The following is a 16,972-nucleotide window of genomic DNA, read 5'->3' as shown; positions in this document are numbered from 1 at the left end:
AACGCATGAAGATTGTTATCGCGCTGGATTCGTTTAAGGGCAGCTGTAGCGCGCAGGCCGCTTGCGCAGCGGTCGCACGGGGATTGCGCCGGGTTGACGAGGCGCTGGAGCTGGTCGAAATGCCCGTGTCGGACGGCGGAGAGGGACTGCTTTCGACCCTTGCGGAAAGTCCGCAGCTGAAGGGCGCGAGGTGGCAGCAGCAGCGCTGTACCTCGCCTTACGGCCTCGCCGTACAGGCCGCGTTTCTGATCCTGCCCGGCGAGCGGGCCATTATTGAGATGGCGCAAAGCTGTGGGCTCGAGCTTACGCCGAAAGCGCAGCGGGATGTGCGTCTGGCCAGCAGTTTTGGGCTGGGCGAACAGGTAAAAGCGGCGCTGGATGCCGGTTGCCGGCGTCTGATTATCGGGCTGGGCGGCAGCGCGACCAACGATGGCGGCATCGGTTTCGCCCAGGCGCTTGGCGCACGATTCTTGCGCAAGGACGGCACGCTGCTGCCGGTTCCCGCCGCGGGCCAGGATCTTGCGCATATCCAGCGCATCGATTTAAGCGAACTGGACCCGCGTTTACGACAGGCCGAAATTCAGGCCTCCTGCGACGTCACCAACCCTCTGCTTGGAACCGATGGCGCCACCTGGGTTTATGGCGCGCAGAAAGGGGCGGATGAGGCGGCGCTGAGCGAGCTGGAGGCGGGTATGGCGCACTACAGCCGGCAGCTTACGCAAACGCTCGGCTACGACGTCAGCGAAGCACCAGGCGCCGGGGCCGCGGGCGGTATGGGAGCTGCGCTGATCGCCTATGCGGGCGGCACGCTGCGTCCGGGCATTGACCTGGTGCTGGAACTGCTTAATGCCGACCGCCATCTTAGCGATGCCGCGCTGACCATCGTCGGGGAAGGCTGGCTCGATCGTCAGAGCGCCTTTGGTAAAGCCCCGGTGGGCGTGGCGGGCAAAGCGGCGCGCCACGGCGTACCGGTTGTGGCCCTTTGCGGCGGACGCGATGAGAGCAGTCGGCAATTGTATCAACACCATATTGACGCGATGTGGTCTATCTGCCAGCGCCCTATGCCGCTGGCGGAGTCGATGAACACATGCGAACAGCTCCTCGCCGACGCAGCGGAGAATGTTCTACGAACCTTTCTGAGCGGACGGCGCGGAGAGGCACATAAGCGGATAACTGTATGATTATTACGACGGCGCTGGCTAATGAAATTGTCGCCCGGGCAATGGCGATAATTCATCATAACGTGAACGTGATTGACCATCATGGACAGATTATTGCCTCAGGTGAACGTCATCGTATCGGCGAGCAGCATGAAATCGCCCGCGAGGTGATACGCACCGGTAAACGTATTTGTATTAATAACACCGCGGAAGCCGCGCGTTTTGAGAATGTGCATCCCGGGATTAATCATCCCATTATGTATGACGATCGCGTGGTGATGGTGGTGGGCATCAGCGGCGACCCGGCGGCAATAAGCCGCTATGCTGAACTGGCGGTGCTTACCGCCGAACTACTGGTCCGCCAGGCCATAGAGATGCGGGAAACCAACTGGCGACAGCGTCTGCGCGACACCCTGTTTTGTCAGTACCTTGAGCAGGGAGCCGCGCCCGCCGGACAGGAAGCGCTTCATCGCCTGGTGGAGCTTGGCTTTAATTTTAATGCCCCGCTGATGCCGGTTGTGGTGACCGTGCAGGTCGAACAGCACCAGCTAAGCGAAGTATTGAGTACGCTGCTGCGGGAATTCTCGCAGCTGTCCGGGGTAAGAGACGTCATTTTGCTGGGCAGCAATGAAATACTTATCCTCAATACGCTATGCGAACCCCAGGAGACGATGCTGCGGGGCATCGAGTTTGTTCTCAGCAATCAGATCAGCCATTACCATATCGGGATTGGCGTGCAGGCGGACAACGCCCCGGATATTCGCGAGGCTATCCGATTCGCCCGTTCGGTGATTGAGGTGGGGAGCAAAGTGCAGCCGCAGCGACAAATCTACTACTTTCGCGAGATGGCGATGCTCTGCCTGTTCCGGGTGCTGGAAGACAGCTATATGGTGAATTTTTTTATCAATAACGTACGCCAGCTGCTTGAGCATGATTCCGGCGAAGTGCTGCTGGATACCCTGAGCAGCTTTATTGCCAATAACGCCGAGCCGGGCAAAACGTCGCTGCTGTTGGGGATTCATCGCAATACGCTCACCTACCGGCTGCAGCAGATTAAAAAGCATATTCAGCTCGATCCGATGGTCTTCACCGACCTGACGCAGCTGGCGGTGTCGGTACACTGCTATCGTCGGCAGAACCCGCGCCAGAGCGAATGGATTGATACCTTAAGCTAGAGAGCGGCGGGTGCTCTCGCCCCCTCTGCAGGGGAAATACCCCACAGCCATGTCCGGGAGGAAGCGGCCCGAACGTTACCGGTCGCGGTGTATCACTCTGAGATCGACGTTTATCAAAATAATAGCGCGCCCGGCGTTTTTATCACGAGCGGAGCGCCCGTCGCCGATGGCGGGCTTTTCGCCTCATCCCTTCGGCGAAGCTTGCTCGCTTCAGTCGCCATTTCTGTACATAATTTAATCAAATGGCACCTTTCTTGCCTTTTATCTACGTTCCCCGACGGCGGCGTTCGTCGGTCAATATAGATAAAAAGGACAGGAAAATGGCGCAAATGAATGAAAACGTCGCGACCGCACCGGTCTCTCCCTTACGCGATTTTTTCGCGAAACCACGCATCATCGCCAGGCCCGGTTTTAACCGCTGGCTGGTGCCCCCGGCCGCGCTGGCCGTTCATCTCTGCATAGGTATGGCCTACGGATTTTCGGTTTACTGGTTGCCTATGTCGCAGCTAATAGGAGGAAGCGAGTCCTTACAATGCCCCGTCACGATGTCGTTCTGGCAGCAGCTGTTTACCCGCGATTGCGACTGGAAGATCTCCATGCTGGGATGGACCTACACGCTGTTTTTTGTTTTTCTCGGCTGTTCGGCGGCGCTGTGGGGCAGCTGGCTTGAGAAGGTTGGACCACGGCTGGTGAGCTTTATTGCCACCTTGTGCTGGTGCGGCGGCCTGTTGCTATCTAGCGTCGCTATCTATTTCCACCAGCTTTGGTTGCTGTGGCTGGGAGCCGGGGTCATCGGCGGAATCGGTCTCGGACTGGGCTATATCTCACCGGTTTCGACGCTGTTGCGCTGGTTTCCGGATAAGCGCGGAATGGCGGCCGGGATGGCGATCATGGGTTTTGGCGGAGGCGCGCTGGTGGGGGCGCCGCTGGCAAACGGACTGATGAATTACTTTGCCGGTCCGGCCGGCAACGGGGTATGGCAAAGCATTCTGGCGCTGGCGGCGATTTATGCGCTGTTTATGCTCGCCGGAACCTTTGGCTATCGTCTGCCGCCCATGGGCTGGCACCCTTCGGGCGAGAAGGCGCAAAAAACGATGCGCAATAATCCCACGATCCAGGTGCACGTCCGCGTCGCCTGCCGTACCCCGCAGTTCTGGCTGCTGTGGATGGTGCTGTGGCTCAACGTCACCGCGGGGATCGGCATTCTCGGTATGGCCTCGCCGATGCTGCAGGAGATCTTTGCCGGTAAACTGCTGTCGCTCGATCTGAGCTGGCATGAGCTGAACGGCGAGCAGCTGAAACGCATTGCTACCATGGCCGCAGGATTTACCGGCCTGCTCAGCCTGTTTAACATCCTGGGACGTTTTTTCTGGGCATCGGTATCCGACCTGTGCGGGCGCAAAATGACCTTTGCGATTATTTTCTGCCTGGGCGCCGCGCTGTACGGGACGTTGCCGCTGGTGAATCACGGCGGCTATATCGCGCTGTATGTCTGCGCGATGTGCATTATCATTTCGATGTACGGCGGAGGCTTTGCCAGTATTCCCGCCTATCTGGCTGACGTCTTTGGCTCACAAATGGTCGGCGCGATTCACGGGCGTTTGTTAACCGCCTGGTCTGCGGCAGGGATCAGCGGCCCGGTGCTGGTCAACTATCTACGCGAGTATCAGCTGACGCACGGGGTCCCGCCCGAGCGCGTCTATGATATTACGCTGATGGTGCTGACCGGCCTGCTGGTGATGGGTTTTATCTGTAATCAGCTGGTGCGTCCGCTGACGGAAGAGCATGCGATGACCGCGGAACAGCAGCAGCAGGCGAAAGGTCTGTACACCATCAACAAGGATGCTCAGCTCACGTGGGAGGCCCGTCCGTCCACGCTGCAGCTAACCGTAAGCTGGGTGGCGGTGAGCGTGCCGCTGTTATGGGGCGTCGGCACCACGTTACAGCAGGCCGTGAAGTTTTTTATGTAGGTTCTTGCAGCCGATGCCGCCCGTGATTCCCTGGCGGCTCTTTATGCGCTTACCGGCGTGCCTGACTGGATATGTTGAAGGATCCTCTCGACCGCCTCTTCGGCGGTCAGTACGGAGGTATCCAGAGTCAGGCTGGCGGCCAGCAGGCGAGCAAGGGTTGATTTCCCGGTACCGGGCAGGCCACCAAAGATCAGTAACATAGAGACGACAGCGTCATGTTGTTTCCGCTGGTGATGATTATTGATGATTTTCCAGCTTACCTGAACACGGATCTTATTCAGTCAGGTATGATTAATATTCAATACTGGCTGAAGCGGCATCAGGAGGCGTCTGCAGATAATCGTCACGTCCAGGGCAACGTTCAGTGATAGTGATACCGTCCCGCAGGCAATTTACTTAAGCCTTTTGCCCTCATCATCCACCACTTTCTCGCCATCTTCCTTTGCAAACGCGCCCTTTTGCGCGTCAGGAAGGATATCCAGTACCACCTCCGATGGGCGGCACAGGCGCGTTCCCAGCGGCGTCACCACAATCGGGCGGTTAATCAGGATTGGATGCTGCAGCATGAAATCGATTAACTGGTCATCGGTAAATTTATCTTCCGCCAGGCCCAGTTCTTCATAGGGCTCAACATTTTTACGCAGCAGCACTCGTACCGCGATCCCCATATCGGCAATGAGTTTGACCAGCTCATCGCGTGGCGGTGGATTTTCAAGGTAATGAATAACGGTGGGTTCAGTACCGCTGTTGCGGATCATCTCCAGCGTATTACGCGACGTGCCGCAGGCCGGGTTATGATAAATGGTAACGTTGGTCATTTGTGTATCTCATGACAAAGTGAAAGAGAGACGTAGCGCCAGCGCGGCCAGCGTTACAAACAGTACAGGCAGAGTCATGACGATCCCGGTGCGGAAGTAGTAGCCCCAGGAGATGGTCATGTTCTTCTGTGAAAGTACGTGCAGCCAGAGCAGCGTTGCCAGGCTACCAATAGGTGTAATTTTCGGCCCCAGATCGCAGCCAATCACGTTGGCATAGATCATCGCCTCTTTGATCACGCCGGTTGCGGTGCTTCCATCGATAGACAGTGCCCCCACCAGCACGGAAGGCATGTTGTTCATGATGGAAGACAGGAAAGCCGTCAGAAAGCCAGTACCCAGCGTCGCGGCCCAAAGTCCTTTATCCGCCAGCACGTTCAATACCCCTGAAAGGTATTCGGTTAGCCCGGCGTTGCGCAGACCGTAGACCACCAGGTACATCCCCAATGAGAAGATGACGATCTGCCAGGGTGCGCCACGCAGCACTTTGCCGGTATTGATGGCATGACCGCGCTTAGCGACCGCAAGCAGAATGATCGCCCCTGCCGCGGCAATCGCGCTGACCGGAATGCCAAGCGGCTCGAGGACGAAAAAACCGACCAGCAGAAGAATCAAAACTATCCAGCCGGTGCGGAACGTAGCCGGATCTTTAATGGCGTTTGCCGGCGATTTAAGCAGGACCAAATCGTAGGCCGGCGGGATATCTTTGCGAAAGAACAGGTGCAGCGTCACCAGCGTAGCGCCTATGGCGGCAATATCGACCGGCACCATTACCGAGGCATATCCAGTGAATCCCAGCCCGAAGAAATCTGCCGATACGATGTTCACCAGATTCGACACAATAAGCGGCAGGCTGGCAGTATCAGCAATAAACCCGGCAGCCATCACGAAGGCCAGCGTCGTGCCCTTGCTGAATCCTAATGCCAGCAGCATGGCAATCACGATGGGCGTCAATATTAATGCCGCGCCATCGTTGGCAAACAACGCCGCCACCGCTGCGCCGAGCAGAACAATATACGTAAACAGCAAACGGCCACGACCGTTTCCCCAACGAGCTACGTGCAGCGCAGCCCATTCAAAAAAGCCGGACTCATCGAGCAGCAGGCTGATAATAATTACTGCAATAAAGGTCGCCGTCGCGTTCCAGACGATATTCCACACCACCGGGATATCATCGACATGTACAACGCCAGCAATCAAAGCCAGTACCGCGCCCAGCGACGCGCTCCAGCCGATGCCTAACCCCTTCGGCTGCCAGATAACCAGAAAAATGGTCAGGACAAAAATAGCACCTGCCAGTAGCATACCCCTCCCTGAAGATCACATTCGAAAAAACATATATATTACGGCAAATTTTTAAAGGCAGAACGCTTTACCGCTTCCAGAACAGTTTGCTGATGCCAGCTTGCGGGCGATGGCCTGTACGATCTCCTGTTGGCTTAACCAGGCCTGCGCTATTACCTGTGCCGCCCATGCAGGCATATGCGGTGATAAGCGATAGTGCACCCACTTACCCTGCTTGCGATCCAGCAATAATCCGCTTTCCCGCAGCATAGCCAGATGGCGGGAGATCTTGGGCTGCGACTGATCCAACGCCGCACAGAGATCGCACACGCACAGTTCCCCCATCTCTTTAAGCAGCAGCACAATACCCAGGCGGGTTTCATCGGACAGATTTTTGAAAAGCTGTAAGGGTGTTAATGACATCATTCCTCCCGATCGTCGACGGGCAGGATACTCCACAGAGATATAAGTTCAACACCACATATGAAAAATCATATGTGTTAAGTAACAAAAAACAAGAGGCAAGTATGCCAGGCGGGTTAACCAGATCAATTTATAGGGGAAGAGCAGAATTCAGAAGTCTGGAGCGGGCGAAGGGAATCGAACCCTCGTATAGAGCTTGGGAAGCTCTCGTTCTACCATTGAACTACGCCCGCGAAGAGGTGCGTGGGTCATTATAGACCTTACGCACCCGCTGACAAGCCCAAACCGGGCTAACTGCCGATAAAATAACCTTTTAGCACTTAGGCTTACTGCCTTGTGGCGGCAAATAGCGTAGCGGGTCGATCGCCGTCGCCCGGTAGCGGATCTGGAAGTGCAGGCGCACGGAATCCGCGTCCGAACTGCCCATGGTGGCGATCTGCTGGCCAATCTTCACGCTCTGGCCGTTGTTCACCATCAGCTTGTCGTTGTGCGCATAGGCGCTGATATAGTCCTCATTATGTTTAATCATAATCAGGTTGCCGTAGCCGCGCAGCTGGTTGCCCACGTACACCACTTTGCCCGCCCCTGCCGCATACACCGGCTGGCCGCGCTTACCGGCGATATCGATACCTTTATTGCCGCCATCGCTGGTGGAGTATGGCAGCACGACTTTACCGCTGGTTGGCCAGCGCCAGCAGCGTTGCCCGACCGGCGGCCAGGAGGACTGCGGCACCGCCGAAGAGGGCGTCACGGCGGCGGTACGTTTCGCTGACGATTTCTTGCCGGATGCCCCCGCCTTCGCCGTGGTTCCTGAACCGCTGTTCAGCTTCAGCTTTTGCCCGACTTCGATGGTATAAGGAGGTGAAATATTATTGAGACGGGCGAGATCCCTGACGCTGGTGCCAGTGGAACGTGAAATAGCGTACAGCGTGTCGCCGCGCTTCACGGTATAGGTGGAACCGGAATCGGATGAGCTGGAACACCCCGCGACGATCAGGCTGCTCAGCAACATTATTGCGATAACAAAGCGTTTTCTCATCAGGCGTCCTGCGCTTAACACAAACATTCACCTCAAAACCAGGGGCGATTATCATACCAGCCCGTAAGGCAATCCCCAATCGCTACCCTTCATACAGAAGTATTAAACGGATAGCCATGCGTAATAATATCCATCAGCGCGGGCAGATAAGGCATAGACGGCAATTTTACCAGCGCCGGGTAGAATATTTGCGGCGAGGGAAAAACATCGACCACGTAGCAGTGGCTAAGTTTATCGGCATCCACTTCTGAAGACGGTAGTAACGTCGCAGCCTCAAGGCCGGAGTCCAGCCAGTCGAGGATAACCCCTGGCTGCGTGATATGCATGATAACCTTCGCATTGACCCCAGATTTACGAAACAGCTCCATCAGCATCTCGTAAGTCCCTGAATCTTTTGCACGATGCAACAACACTAATGGCAGCGCCGCCAGCGACGTGTAGCTATAGGGATTAGACGGCGGCTCCGGCAAGCATTTTTTATTGATCACCGCGACCAGCTTAATCGGATCAAAAGAGACATAATCAAAACCTTCGCTACGGTAGGGGCGCTGGATTAAGGCTAAATCAATTGCGCCCTCGGTTAATAACGTCTCGAGGTGGCTGGAGTCGGTAACGGAAATATTTATGGAAGTGTCGGGATGACGTCGATATACCTCCATCAGCAATGCTTTAAAATAATTCTGATAGAGATGAGTTAAGCCGATTCTCAATTCAGTTCTGTTTTTGTGCGCAATATCCGTCGTTTCCCGCGCCGTATCCTCTACCTGGCGTAATATTTCACACGCTTTTCGATAGAGAAAAAAACCGGCTTCCGTAGGCTCAATGCGGTTTCCCCGGCGAACAAAAAGCGATACCTGAAGCTCCTCTTCCAGCTCCTGAATTCGCTTGCTGAGCGGCGGCTGCGCCATGTTCAGAGACTTCGCCGCCTGGCTAACCGAACCTTGTTCCACCACCCGACAAAAATAGCGTAAGCGCTTTAAATCCATCATCATTATCCGCAGTGTAATTTATCACCAGTATCACACTTAGACGGAGAAATAAAAAGCCGCAGCGTTGCTCCTCATATTAATTAATCATTATTTAACACCTTTTTAAAATAAACTTTTTTGATCTACTGACCATCCGGTAAACGGTATTTGTTTATCCGCCGCAGTAAAAATATTGTGCTGGGAGCAAAACTTCTTTTCCGAAGGAACATCCCATGGCAAATAGTGATAACAAAACACCCTCATCGGTACATGATTTACGCTCCGCGCTGGAACTACTGAAAACCCTTCCCGGCGAGTATGTTGAAACCGATACCGAAGTCGACCCGCACGCCGAACTCTCCGGCGTCTATCGTTACGTAGGCGCCGGCGGCACCTGCCAGCGTCCAACCCGCAAGAATGGCCCGGTCATGGTCTTCAATAAAATTAAAGGCTTTGAAAATATCAGCGTGGCGATTGGCCTGAATGGCTCCCGTCAGCGCGTCAGCCATTTTCTCCAGTGTGAACCAGCTAAACTGGGGCATCTGCTGAAGGATTCAGTAGAAAACGCGATAGCCCCGGTGATGACCCAGAGCATAGCGGTTTGCCAGGAAGTGATTCATCTGGCGAGCGATGCCGATTTCGATCTGCGCAAGCTGCTGCCGGCGCCGACGAATACCGAAGAAGACGCCGGCCCCTATATTACGATGGGCCTGTGCTACGCCTCCGATCCAGAAACCCATGAGTCCGATATCACCATTCATCGCCTGTGCGTCCAGAGCCGCGACGAACTCTCCATGTGGCTAACGCCCGGCCGCCACATCGACGCATTTCGCATGAAGGCGGAAGCCGCAGGCCAGCCGCTGCCGATTTCAATCAGCATCGGCGTCGATCCGGCGATTGAAATTGCCGCCTGCTTTGAGCCGCCGACCACCCCGCTGGGCTTCAACGAGTTAAGCATCGCCGGCGCGCTGCGCGGCAAAGCGGTGGAGATGACGCAGTGTAAAACCATCAACGAGAAAGCGATCGCCCACGCTGAGATCGTGATTGAAGGCGAACTGCTGCCCCACGCCCGCGTACGCGAAGACCAGAACACTGATACAGGGCGCGCGATGCCGGAATTCCCCGGCTATACCGGCGAAGCGAAAGAAGCTATTCCGGTGATCAAGGTGAAAGCCGTCACCCATCGCATTAACCCTATCTGGCGCACCACCGTCGGGCCAGGCGAAGAACACGTCAATATGGCCGGTATCCCAACCGAAGCCAGCATCCTGGATATGGTCGAACGCGCGATGCCGGGCAAGCTGCTGAACGTCTTTGCCCATTCGGCGGGCGGCGGCAAGCTGCTGGCGGTGCTGCAGTTCAAAAAATCCTCCCCGGCGGACGAAGGGCGTCAGCGTCAGGCTGCTCTGCTGGCGTTCTCAGCCTTCCCGGAACTGAAGCACGTCATTCTGGTTGATGAAGACGTCGATATTTTCGACAGCGACGACGTGCTTTGGGCCATGCAAACCCGCTATCAGGGCGATGTCGATACAATCACTATTCCCGGCGTTCGCTGCCATCCGCTCGATCCGTCGCAGGTACCGGAATACAGCCCGAGCATCCTGCAGCAGGGAATGTCCTGCAAAACGATATTCGACTGCACGGTGCCGTTCCATCTGAAGCACAACTTCCAGCGATCCAGATTTAAAGAAGTGGACGTGAAGCGCTTCCTGGCAGATTTCGAATAAAAGGAGAACCTCATGACGGCACGCATCATCATTGGTATCAGCGGCGCATCCGGGTTTCAGTACGGCGTTAAGGCGCTGGAGCTACTGCGCCCGCATCCCGTTGAAGTCCACCTGGTCGTCTCTAAAGGCGGGGAAAAAACCTGCGAGCTGGAGACGGATTACCGCCTGGACGAGGTGATGGCGCTGGCCGACGTGGTGCATCCCATCGCCAATCTTGGCGCAGCTATCTCCAGCGGTTCATTTAAAACGCTGGGGATGCTGGTCGCGCCGTGTTCAATGCGTTCTTTGGGCGCCATCGCCCACTGCCTGACCGACAACCTGCTCACCCGCGCGGCGGACGTGGTGCTGAAAGAACGTCGTCGCCTGGTGCTGCTGGCCCGGGAAACGCCGCTGAACCTCGGCCACATCCGCAATATGGCCGCTGTAACCGAAATGGGCGGGATTATCTTTCCGCCGGTCCCGGCGCTTTACCAGCGTCCGCAAACGGCGGACGACATCGTTACCCATAGCGTCAATCGCGCGCTCGATCCGTTTGACCTGCAGGTCAACAACATCCCCCGCTGGGGTGAAGGCGAGCTACGTTTTAATTAACCGGAAATCATTCAATGTTAATCGGCCCATATGTAAACGGAGCCGCCGTGATTATCGGCGGACTCATCGGCGCTGCGGCGGGCGGCAAGCTCCCCGAGCGCGTCAAAACGGCGCTGCCGATGACCTTCGGCCTGTGCTCCGTTGGTCTTGGTATTACGCTGGTGCTCAAAGTGAAATATATGCCCGCCGTCGTGCTGGCAATGGTGATTGGCGCCATCCTCGGCGAACTGCTGCATCTGGAAAAGGGCATCGGTAAAGCCGCAGGCTCCACGCGCGGTTTGATCAACAAAGTGCTGCCGCCGGTCAATGGCCTTGGCCATGAAGAGTTTACCGAGAAATTTGTCGCCATCCTGGTTCTGTTTTGCGCCAGCGGCACCGGTATTTTCGGCGCGATGACCGAAGGCATGAGCGGCGATCCGTCAATTCTGTATATCAAAACGATTCTCGATCTGTTTACCGCCGGGATTTTCGCGACGCTGCTGGGCTACGCGGTGATGACCATTGCTATCCCGCAGGTCATTATTCAGATTGCGCTGGCGATGCTGGCGGTGGTTATTCTGCCGTCGATCTCGCCTGATATGATGGCGGATTTCTCCTGCGCCGGCGGGCTGCTGATGGTGGCGACCGGGCTGCGCATCTGTAACATTAAGCTCTTTCCAGTGGCCAACATGTTGCCAGGGCTTGTTTTGGTAATGCCTTTGTCCCATTTATGGGCTAACCTAGTGGCCTGAGTACATGACCCGGCGGGTTTGTGCCGGGTCATTTTTTATTTCAGGAGTTGTCATGGCCGGGGAACATGTCATTTTGCTGGACAAGCAAGATAAGCCTTCAGGTATGCTGGAGAAGTATGCCGCTCACACCCTCGATACCCCTTTGCATCTCGCGTTTTCCTGCTGGTTGTTCAATGAACAAGGCCAACTGCTGGTCACGCGCCGCTCGTTGGGCAAAAAAGCCTGGCCTGGCGTGTGGACGAACTCAGTCTGCGGGCATCCGCAAACCGGCGAAACCTTCGAACAGGCCGTTGAGCGCCGCTGCCGCTTTGAGCTTGGCGTTGAGATTACCCGCATCGCCCCAGTCTTTCCGGCATTTCGCTATCGGGCCGTCGCGCCGAATGGCATCGTCGAAAACGAGGTCTGTCCGGTCTATGCGGCACGAATAGCCAGCGCGTTACGGATAAATCCTGACGAAGTGATGGATGTTCAGTGGAGCAATCTTGCGGATGTTCTGAGCGGGATTCGCGCGACGCCGTGGGCGTTTAGCCCGTGGATGGTGATGCAGGCAGCGGACGACAATGCGCGTAATGCGTTGATAAACTTTAGCCGTCAGGCATAAAAAACCCCAGCAGCGCTGGGGTTTCGTTTATTCGCGTAATGCTTATTTTACCGGACGCATCGCCGGGAACAGGATCACGTCGCGGATGGTGTGGCTGTTGGTAAACAGCATCACCATACGATCGATACCGATACCGAGGCCCGCGGTCGGCGGCAGGCCGTGCTCCAGCGCGGTAACGTAGTCTTCGTCATAGAACATCGCTTCGTCATCACCAGCGGCTTTCGCGTTAACCTGATCGAGGAAGCGCTGCGCCTGGTCTTCCGCATCGTTCAGCTCGCTAAAGCCGTTACCGATTTCACGCCCGCCGATGAAGAATTCAAAACGGTCGGTGATTTCCGGGTTCTCGTCGTTACGGCGCGCCAGCGGAGAGACTTCTGCCGGATATTCGGTGATAAAGGTTGGCTGAATCAGATGCGCTTCCGCCACTTCTTCGAAGATCTCGGTCACGATGCGGCCCAGACCCCAGCTCTTCTCAACGTGAATGCCGATGCTTTCCGCAATGGCTTTTGCAGAATCGAAGTTATCCAGATCGGCCATCTCGGTTTCCGGACGGTATTTCTTGATCGCTTCGCGCATGGTCAGCTTTTCAAACGGCTTGCCGAAATCGAAGGTCTGATCGCCGTAAGGCACTTCAGTGTGGCCCAGAACGTCCTGCGCCAGGGTGCGGAACAGGGATTCGGTCAGCTCAATCAGATCTTTGTAGTCCGCATAGGCCATATAGAGTTCCATCATGGTGAACTCTGGGTTATGGCGAACGGAGATGCCTTCGTTACGGAAGTTACGGTTGATTTCGAACACGCGCTCGAAGCCGCCGACTACCAGACGCTTCAGGTACAGCTCCGGCGCGATACGCAGGTACATGTCCAGATCGAGCGCGTTGTGATGGGTGATAAACGGCCGCGCGGAAGCGCCGCCGGGGATCACCTGCATCATCGGGGTTTCAACTTCCATAAAGCCGCGGCCGACCATGAACTGACGGATGCCCGCCAGGATCTGCGAACGCACTTTAAAGGTGTTGCGCGATTCATCATTGGAGATCAGGTCCAGATAGCGCTGACGATAGCGCGCTTCCTGATCCTGCAGGCCGTGGAATTTGTCCGGCAGCGGGCGCAGGGCTTTGGTCAGCAGACGCAGTTCGGTGCAGTGGATAGAGAGCTCGCCGGTCTTGGTTTTGAACAGCTTACCGCGCGCGGCAATGATGTCGCCAAGGTCCCACTTTTTGAACTGCTCGTTGTAGACGCCTTCCGCCAGATCGTCACGGGCGACGTACAGCTGAATGCGGCCGCCAACATCCTGCAGCGTAACGAAGGAGGCTTTACCCATGATACGACGGGTCATCATGCGGCCAGCAACGGCGACTTCAACATTCAGCGCTTCCAGCTCTTCGTTTTCTTTAGCATCGAAGTCAGCGTGCAGTTGGTCTGAGGTGTGGTCACGACGGAAATCATTCGGGAACGGAATACCCTGCTCACGCAGCGCAGCCAGCTTTTCACGACGGGCTTTCAGTTCATTATTAAGGTCAATTGCCGCGTCAGCGCCCTGTGCTTGTTGTTCAGACATGTTGGTTCCTCATAACCCTGCTTTCAAACTTGCTTCGATAAATTGATCCAGGCTGCCGTCCAGCACCGCCTGAGTGTTGCGGGTTTCTACCCCGGTGCGCAGATCTTTAATGCGGGAGTCATCCAGCACGTAAGAACGGATCTGGCTGCCCCAGCCGATGTCGGATTTCGTATCTTCCATCGCCTGCTTCTCGGCATTTTTCTTCTGCATTTCCAGCTCATAAAGCTTCGCTTTCATCTGCTTCATGGCCTGGTCTTTGTTCTTGTGCTGCGAACGGTCGTTCTGGCACTGGGTCACTAAGCCGGTCGGAATGTGGGTGATACGCACCGCGGATTCCGTACGGTTAACGTGCTGGCCGCCCGCGCCGGAGGCGCGGTAAACGTCAATGCGCAGATCCGCCGGGTTGATGTCGATATCGATATCGTCATCCACTTCCGGGTAAACGAACGCGGAGCTGAAAGAGGTGTGGCGGCGGCCGCCGGAATCGAACGGGCTCTTACGCACCAGGCGATGAACGCCGGTTTCAGTACGCAGCCAGCCGTAGGCGTAGTCGCCGATAATCTTGATGGTCACGGACTTAATGCCCGCCACTTCGCCTTCAGACTCTTCAATGATCTCGGTCTTGAAGCCGCGCGCTTCAGCCCAGCGCAGATACATGCGCGTCAGCATGCTGGCCCAGTCCTGCGCTTCCGTACCGCCGGAACCGGCCTGGATATCGAGGTAGCAATCGGCGCTGTCGTATTCACCGGAGAACATGCGGCGGAATTCCAGCTGTGCCAGCTTCTCTTCCAGCACATCGAGCTCAGCGACGGCTTCGTTGAAGGTCTCTTCGTCGTCGGCTTCAACGGCCAGCTCCAGCAGGCCGGATACGTCCTCCAGCCCCTGAGACATCTGATCCAGCGTATCAACGATGGCTTCCAGCGAGGAACGCTCTTTGCCCAGCGCCTGTGCGCGCTCGGGTTCGTTCCAGACGTCCGGCTGCTCCAGCTCGGCGTTTACTTCTTCGAGACGCTCTTTCTTAGCATCGTAGTCAAAGATACCCCCTAAGAACGCCCGAGCGCTCCGTGAGGTCCTGAATGCGGTTTTTTACCGGATTTATTTCAAACATGGTCGGTTTCTTTTAATGGATTCGTCAAAATGCGGTGATAAGAGCGGAATTCTACCGGATTCGCGCTCTCATTAATATACTGTTGTCAATTTGGCCAGAGGTGGTCAATGATCAGCTGCAGGCTGCGGTTGCCGCGGAACTCATTGATATCCAGCTTATAGGCAAGCTGAACTTCGCGAACGCCGTTATCCGGCCAAAGGGAAGTATCAACATTGAACGCGATACCGTCCAGCAGCGGGCCGCCGCCGACCGGTTCAACCATCACCTTCAAATGACGCTCACCGACCAGCCGCTGCTGCAGCAGACGAAAACGCCCGTCAAACAGCGGCTCGGGGAACATCTGCCCCCACGGCCCGGCGTCGCGCAGCATCTGCGCGACCTCCATGCTCATTTCTGCCGCCGTCAGCGGACCGTCGGAGACCACTTCGCCCTGCAGCAGCGCCGGATCGAGCCACTCGGTCACCAGCTCGCCAAAGCGCTGCTGGAACTCTTCAAAGCGCGCCTCTTCCAGCGATAGCCCTGCCGCCATGGCATGGCCGCCAAACTTCATAATCAGCCCCGGATAGAGCGTATCCAGACGCTCCAGCGCATCGCGCATATGCAGCCCCTGAATCGACCGACCGGAGCCTTTGAGCGTACCGTCGCCGGTGGGCGCAAAGGCGATAACCGGACGATGGAAGCGCTCTTTAATACGCGAGGCCAGAATGCCGACGACGCCCTGATGCCACTGCGGGTGGTACATCGCCAGGCCGCCGGGCAGCGTCTCGCCGCTGCGCTCCAGCTTCTCACATAGGGTCAGCGCTTCCGCCTGCATCCCCTGCTCTATCTCTTTACGCGTCTGATTCAGCGCGTCCAGCTCATTGGCCAGCACCCGCGCTTCGCCGGTGTTGTCGCACAGCAGCAGCGCCACGCCGACGGACATATCGTCCAGCCGCCCCGCCGCGTTGAGGCGCGGGCCGAGAGCAAAGCCGAGATCGCTGGCCGCCAATTTTTGCGGGTCGCGATTGGAGATTTCCAGCAGCGCCTTAATGCCCGGACGGCATTTCCCCGCCCGGATGCGGCTCAGCCCCTGCCAGGTCAGGATCCGGTTGTTAGCATCCAGCGGTACGACGTCCGCCACGGTGCCAAGCGCCACCAGATCGAGTAAGTCAGCCAGATTCGGCGGCGCGATGCCGCGCTCGTCAAACCAGCCTTTATCGCGCAGAAAAGTGCGCAGCGCCAGCATCAGATAAAAAGCTACGCCCACCCCGGCCAGCGATTTCGACGGGAACTCACAGTCGCGCAGGTTCGGGTTAATAATCGCTTCCGCTGCGGGCAGCGAATCCCCCGGCAGGTGGTGATCGGTTACCAGCACCGGAATACCCAGCGCGTGGGCATGATCGACGCCAGCGTGCGAAGAAATGCCGTTGTCGACGGTCATAATCAGCTGCGCGCCGCGGGCGTGAGCCTGATCGACTACTTCCGGACTCAGGCCGTAGCCATCTTCAAAACGGTTTGGCACCAGGTACGAAACGTTGCCGTAACCCAGCGCGCGCAGAGCCAGCACGCTCAGCGCGGTGCTGGTGGCACCGTCAGCGTCAAAGTCGCCGACCACCACGATATGCAGCCCCTGCTTAAATGCGCCGTAAAGTATCTCTACCGCTTTTTCGACGCCGGTCAGCTGCGACCACGGCAGCATGCCTTTCACCCCGCGCTCCAGCTCCTGCGCGCTGCGTACGCCGCGGCTGGCGTACAGCCGCTGCAGCAGCGGCGGGAGATCGGCAGGTAAATCGACGCCGTCAACCGCCTCGCGGCGGCGTAGTTGTATCTGTTGTTTCACG

The 16,972-nt window shown here is 56.8% G+C and carries 16 protein-coding genes and 1 tRNA gene; 7 read left to right on the top strand and 10 right to left on the bottom strand.

Features of this window, described 5'->3' with window-relative positions; genetic code table 11:
• Positions 1–5: 5 nt before the first annotated feature.
• From GUC22_RS04120 to GUC22_RS04110, 3 genes are all read left to right on the top strand, one after another.
• A complete protein-coding gene (locus tag GUC22_RS04120; RefSeq protein ID WP_004134460.1) occupies positions 6–1,181 on the top strand; it encodes a glycerate kinase in 1,176 nt (391 codons plus the stop codon).
• Positions 1,178–2,335 carry a CdaR family transcriptional regulator gene (locus tag GUC22_RS04115; protein WP_049131306.1) on the top strand — a complete coding sequence of 386 codons (1,158 nt, stop codon included), beginning with the start codon at positions 1,178–1,180 and terminating at the stop codon, positions 2,333–2,335. The genes GUC22_RS04120 and GUC22_RS04115 overlap by 4 nt, the downstream gene beginning before the upstream one ends.
• Before the next feature lie 320 nt (positions 2,336–2,655).
• Complete coding sequence (locus GUC22_RS04110) at positions 2,656–4,305, top strand: OFA family MFS transporter (RefSeq protein ID WP_160183350.1); 1,650 nt, start codon at positions 2,656–2,658, stop codon at positions 4,303–4,305.
• Between the two features lie 41 nt (positions 4,306–4,346).
• On the opposite strand, the gene GUC22_RS27385 is transcribed toward GUC22_RS04110, so the two are convergent.
• The 7 genes from GUC22_RS27385 to GUC22_RS04075 form a co-directional block, all read right to left on the bottom strand.
• Positions 4,347–4,505: an AAA family ATPase gene (locus tag GUC22_RS27385; RefSeq protein WP_004134456.1), complete on the bottom strand. Its 159-nt coding sequence runs from the start codon at positions 4,503–4,505 to the stop codon at positions 4,347–4,349.
• Positions 4,506–4,697: 192 nt separating this feature from the next.
• Positions 4,698–5,123, bottom strand: a complete 426-nt coding sequence (arsC, locus tag GUC22_RS04100) for a glutaredoxin-dependent arsenate reductase (RefSeq protein WP_024358596.1) — start codon at positions 5,121–5,123, stop codon at positions 4,698–4,700.
• 9 nt (positions 5,124–5,132) lie between these two features.
• Positions 5,133–6,425 (bottom strand): arsenic transporter, encoded by a 1,293-nt coding sequence (locus GUC22_RS04095; protein ID WP_024358597.1) that lies wholly within the window; start codon positions 6,423–6,425, stop codon positions 5,133–5,135.
• Between the two features lie 51 nt (positions 6,426–6,476).
• Positions 6,477–6,827, bottom strand: coding sequence for a transcriptional regulator (locus GUC22_RS04090; RefSeq protein ID WP_004134443.1), 351 nt, complete (start codon positions 6,825–6,827; stop codon positions 6,477–6,479).
• 159 nt (positions 6,828–6,986) lie between these two features.
• Positions 6,987–7,060 (bottom strand) — tRNA-Gly (locus tag GUC22_RS04085).
• An 80-nt stretch (positions 7,061–7,140) separates the two neighbouring features.
• Positions 7,141–7,866, bottom strand: coding sequence for an amidase activator ActS (gene actS, locus GUC22_RS04080; protein ID WP_004124922.1), 726 nt, complete (start codon positions 7,864–7,866; stop codon positions 7,141–7,143).
• 89 nt (positions 7,867–7,955) lie between these two features.
• Positions 7,956–8,852 (bottom strand): LysR family transcriptional regulator, encoded by an 897-nt coding sequence (locus GUC22_RS04075; protein ID WP_049131303.1) that lies wholly within the window; start codon positions 8,850–8,852, stop codon positions 7,956–7,958.
• A 215-nt stretch (positions 8,853–9,067) separates the two neighbouring features.
• On the opposite strand from GUC22_RS04075, the gene GUC22_RS04070 reads away from it, so the two are divergent.
• Genes GUC22_RS04070 through idi form a run of 4 tightly spaced genes read left to right on the top strand, consistent with a single transcriptional unit; the run spans position 9,068 to position 12,484 of the window.
• A complete protein-coding gene (locus GUC22_RS04070) occupies positions 9,068–10,561 on the top strand; it encodes a UbiD family decarboxylase (protein ID WP_049090247.1) in 1,494 nt (497 codons plus the stop codon).
• A 12-nt stretch (positions 10,562–10,573) separates the two neighbouring features.
• Positions 10,574–11,152, top strand: a complete 579-nt coding sequence (locus GUC22_RS04065; protein ID WP_154954765.1) for a UbiX family flavin prenyltransferase — start codon at positions 10,574–10,576, stop codon at positions 11,150–11,152.
• A 14-nt stretch (positions 11,153–11,166) separates the two neighbouring features.
• Entirely contained in the window at positions 11,167–11,883 is a 717-nt protein-coding gene (locus tag GUC22_RS04060) for a DUF554 domain-containing protein (RefSeq protein WP_049090246.1), read from the top strand.
• 52 nt (positions 11,884–11,935) lie between these two features.
• On the top strand, positions 11,936–12,484 hold the full coding sequence (gene idi / locus GUC22_RS04055) for an isopentenyl-diphosphate Delta-isomerase (RefSeq protein ID WP_004134432.1): 549 nt from the start codon (positions 11,936–11,938) through the stop codon (positions 12,482–12,484).
• Positions 12,485–12,526: 42 nt separating this feature from the next.
• On the opposite strand, the gene lysS is transcribed toward idi, so the two are convergent.
• The 3 genes from lysS to recJ form a co-directional block, all read right to left on the bottom strand.
• Entirely contained in the window at positions 12,527–14,044 is a 1,518-nt protein-coding gene (gene lysS, locus GUC22_RS04050) for a lysine--tRNA ligase (protein WP_024358611.1), read from the bottom strand.
• 9 nt (positions 14,045–14,053) lie between these two features.
• Positions 14,054–15,152 (bottom strand): peptide chain release factor 2 gene (prfB, locus tag GUC22_RS04045; protein ID WP_098066859.1). Its coding sequence is split into 2 segments (ribosomal slippage): positions 14,054–15,076 and positions 15,078–15,152, totalling 1,098 coding nucleotides; the frame shifts between segments, so codons are not numbered across the junction.
• A gap of 85 nt (positions 15,153–15,237) precedes the next feature.
• The gene (gene recJ / locus GUC22_RS04040; RefSeq protein WP_131930459.1) at positions 15,238–16,971 is read right to left on the bottom strand and encodes a single-stranded-DNA-specific exonuclease RecJ; all 1,734 of its coding nucleotides are present in this window, start codon (positions 16,969–16,971) and stop codon (positions 15,238–15,240) included.
• Between the last annotated feature and the right edge of the window lies 1 nt (position 16,972).

Source organism: Klebsiella sp. MPUS7 (assembly GCF_009905335.1).
Lineage (GTDB): Bacteria > Pseudomonadota > Gammaproteobacteria > Enterobacterales > Enterobacteriaceae > Klebsiella > Klebsiella grimontii.
The sequence above is the reverse complement of the archived record's forward strand: the minus strand, read 5'-3'. Positions and strand labels throughout refer to the sequence as shown.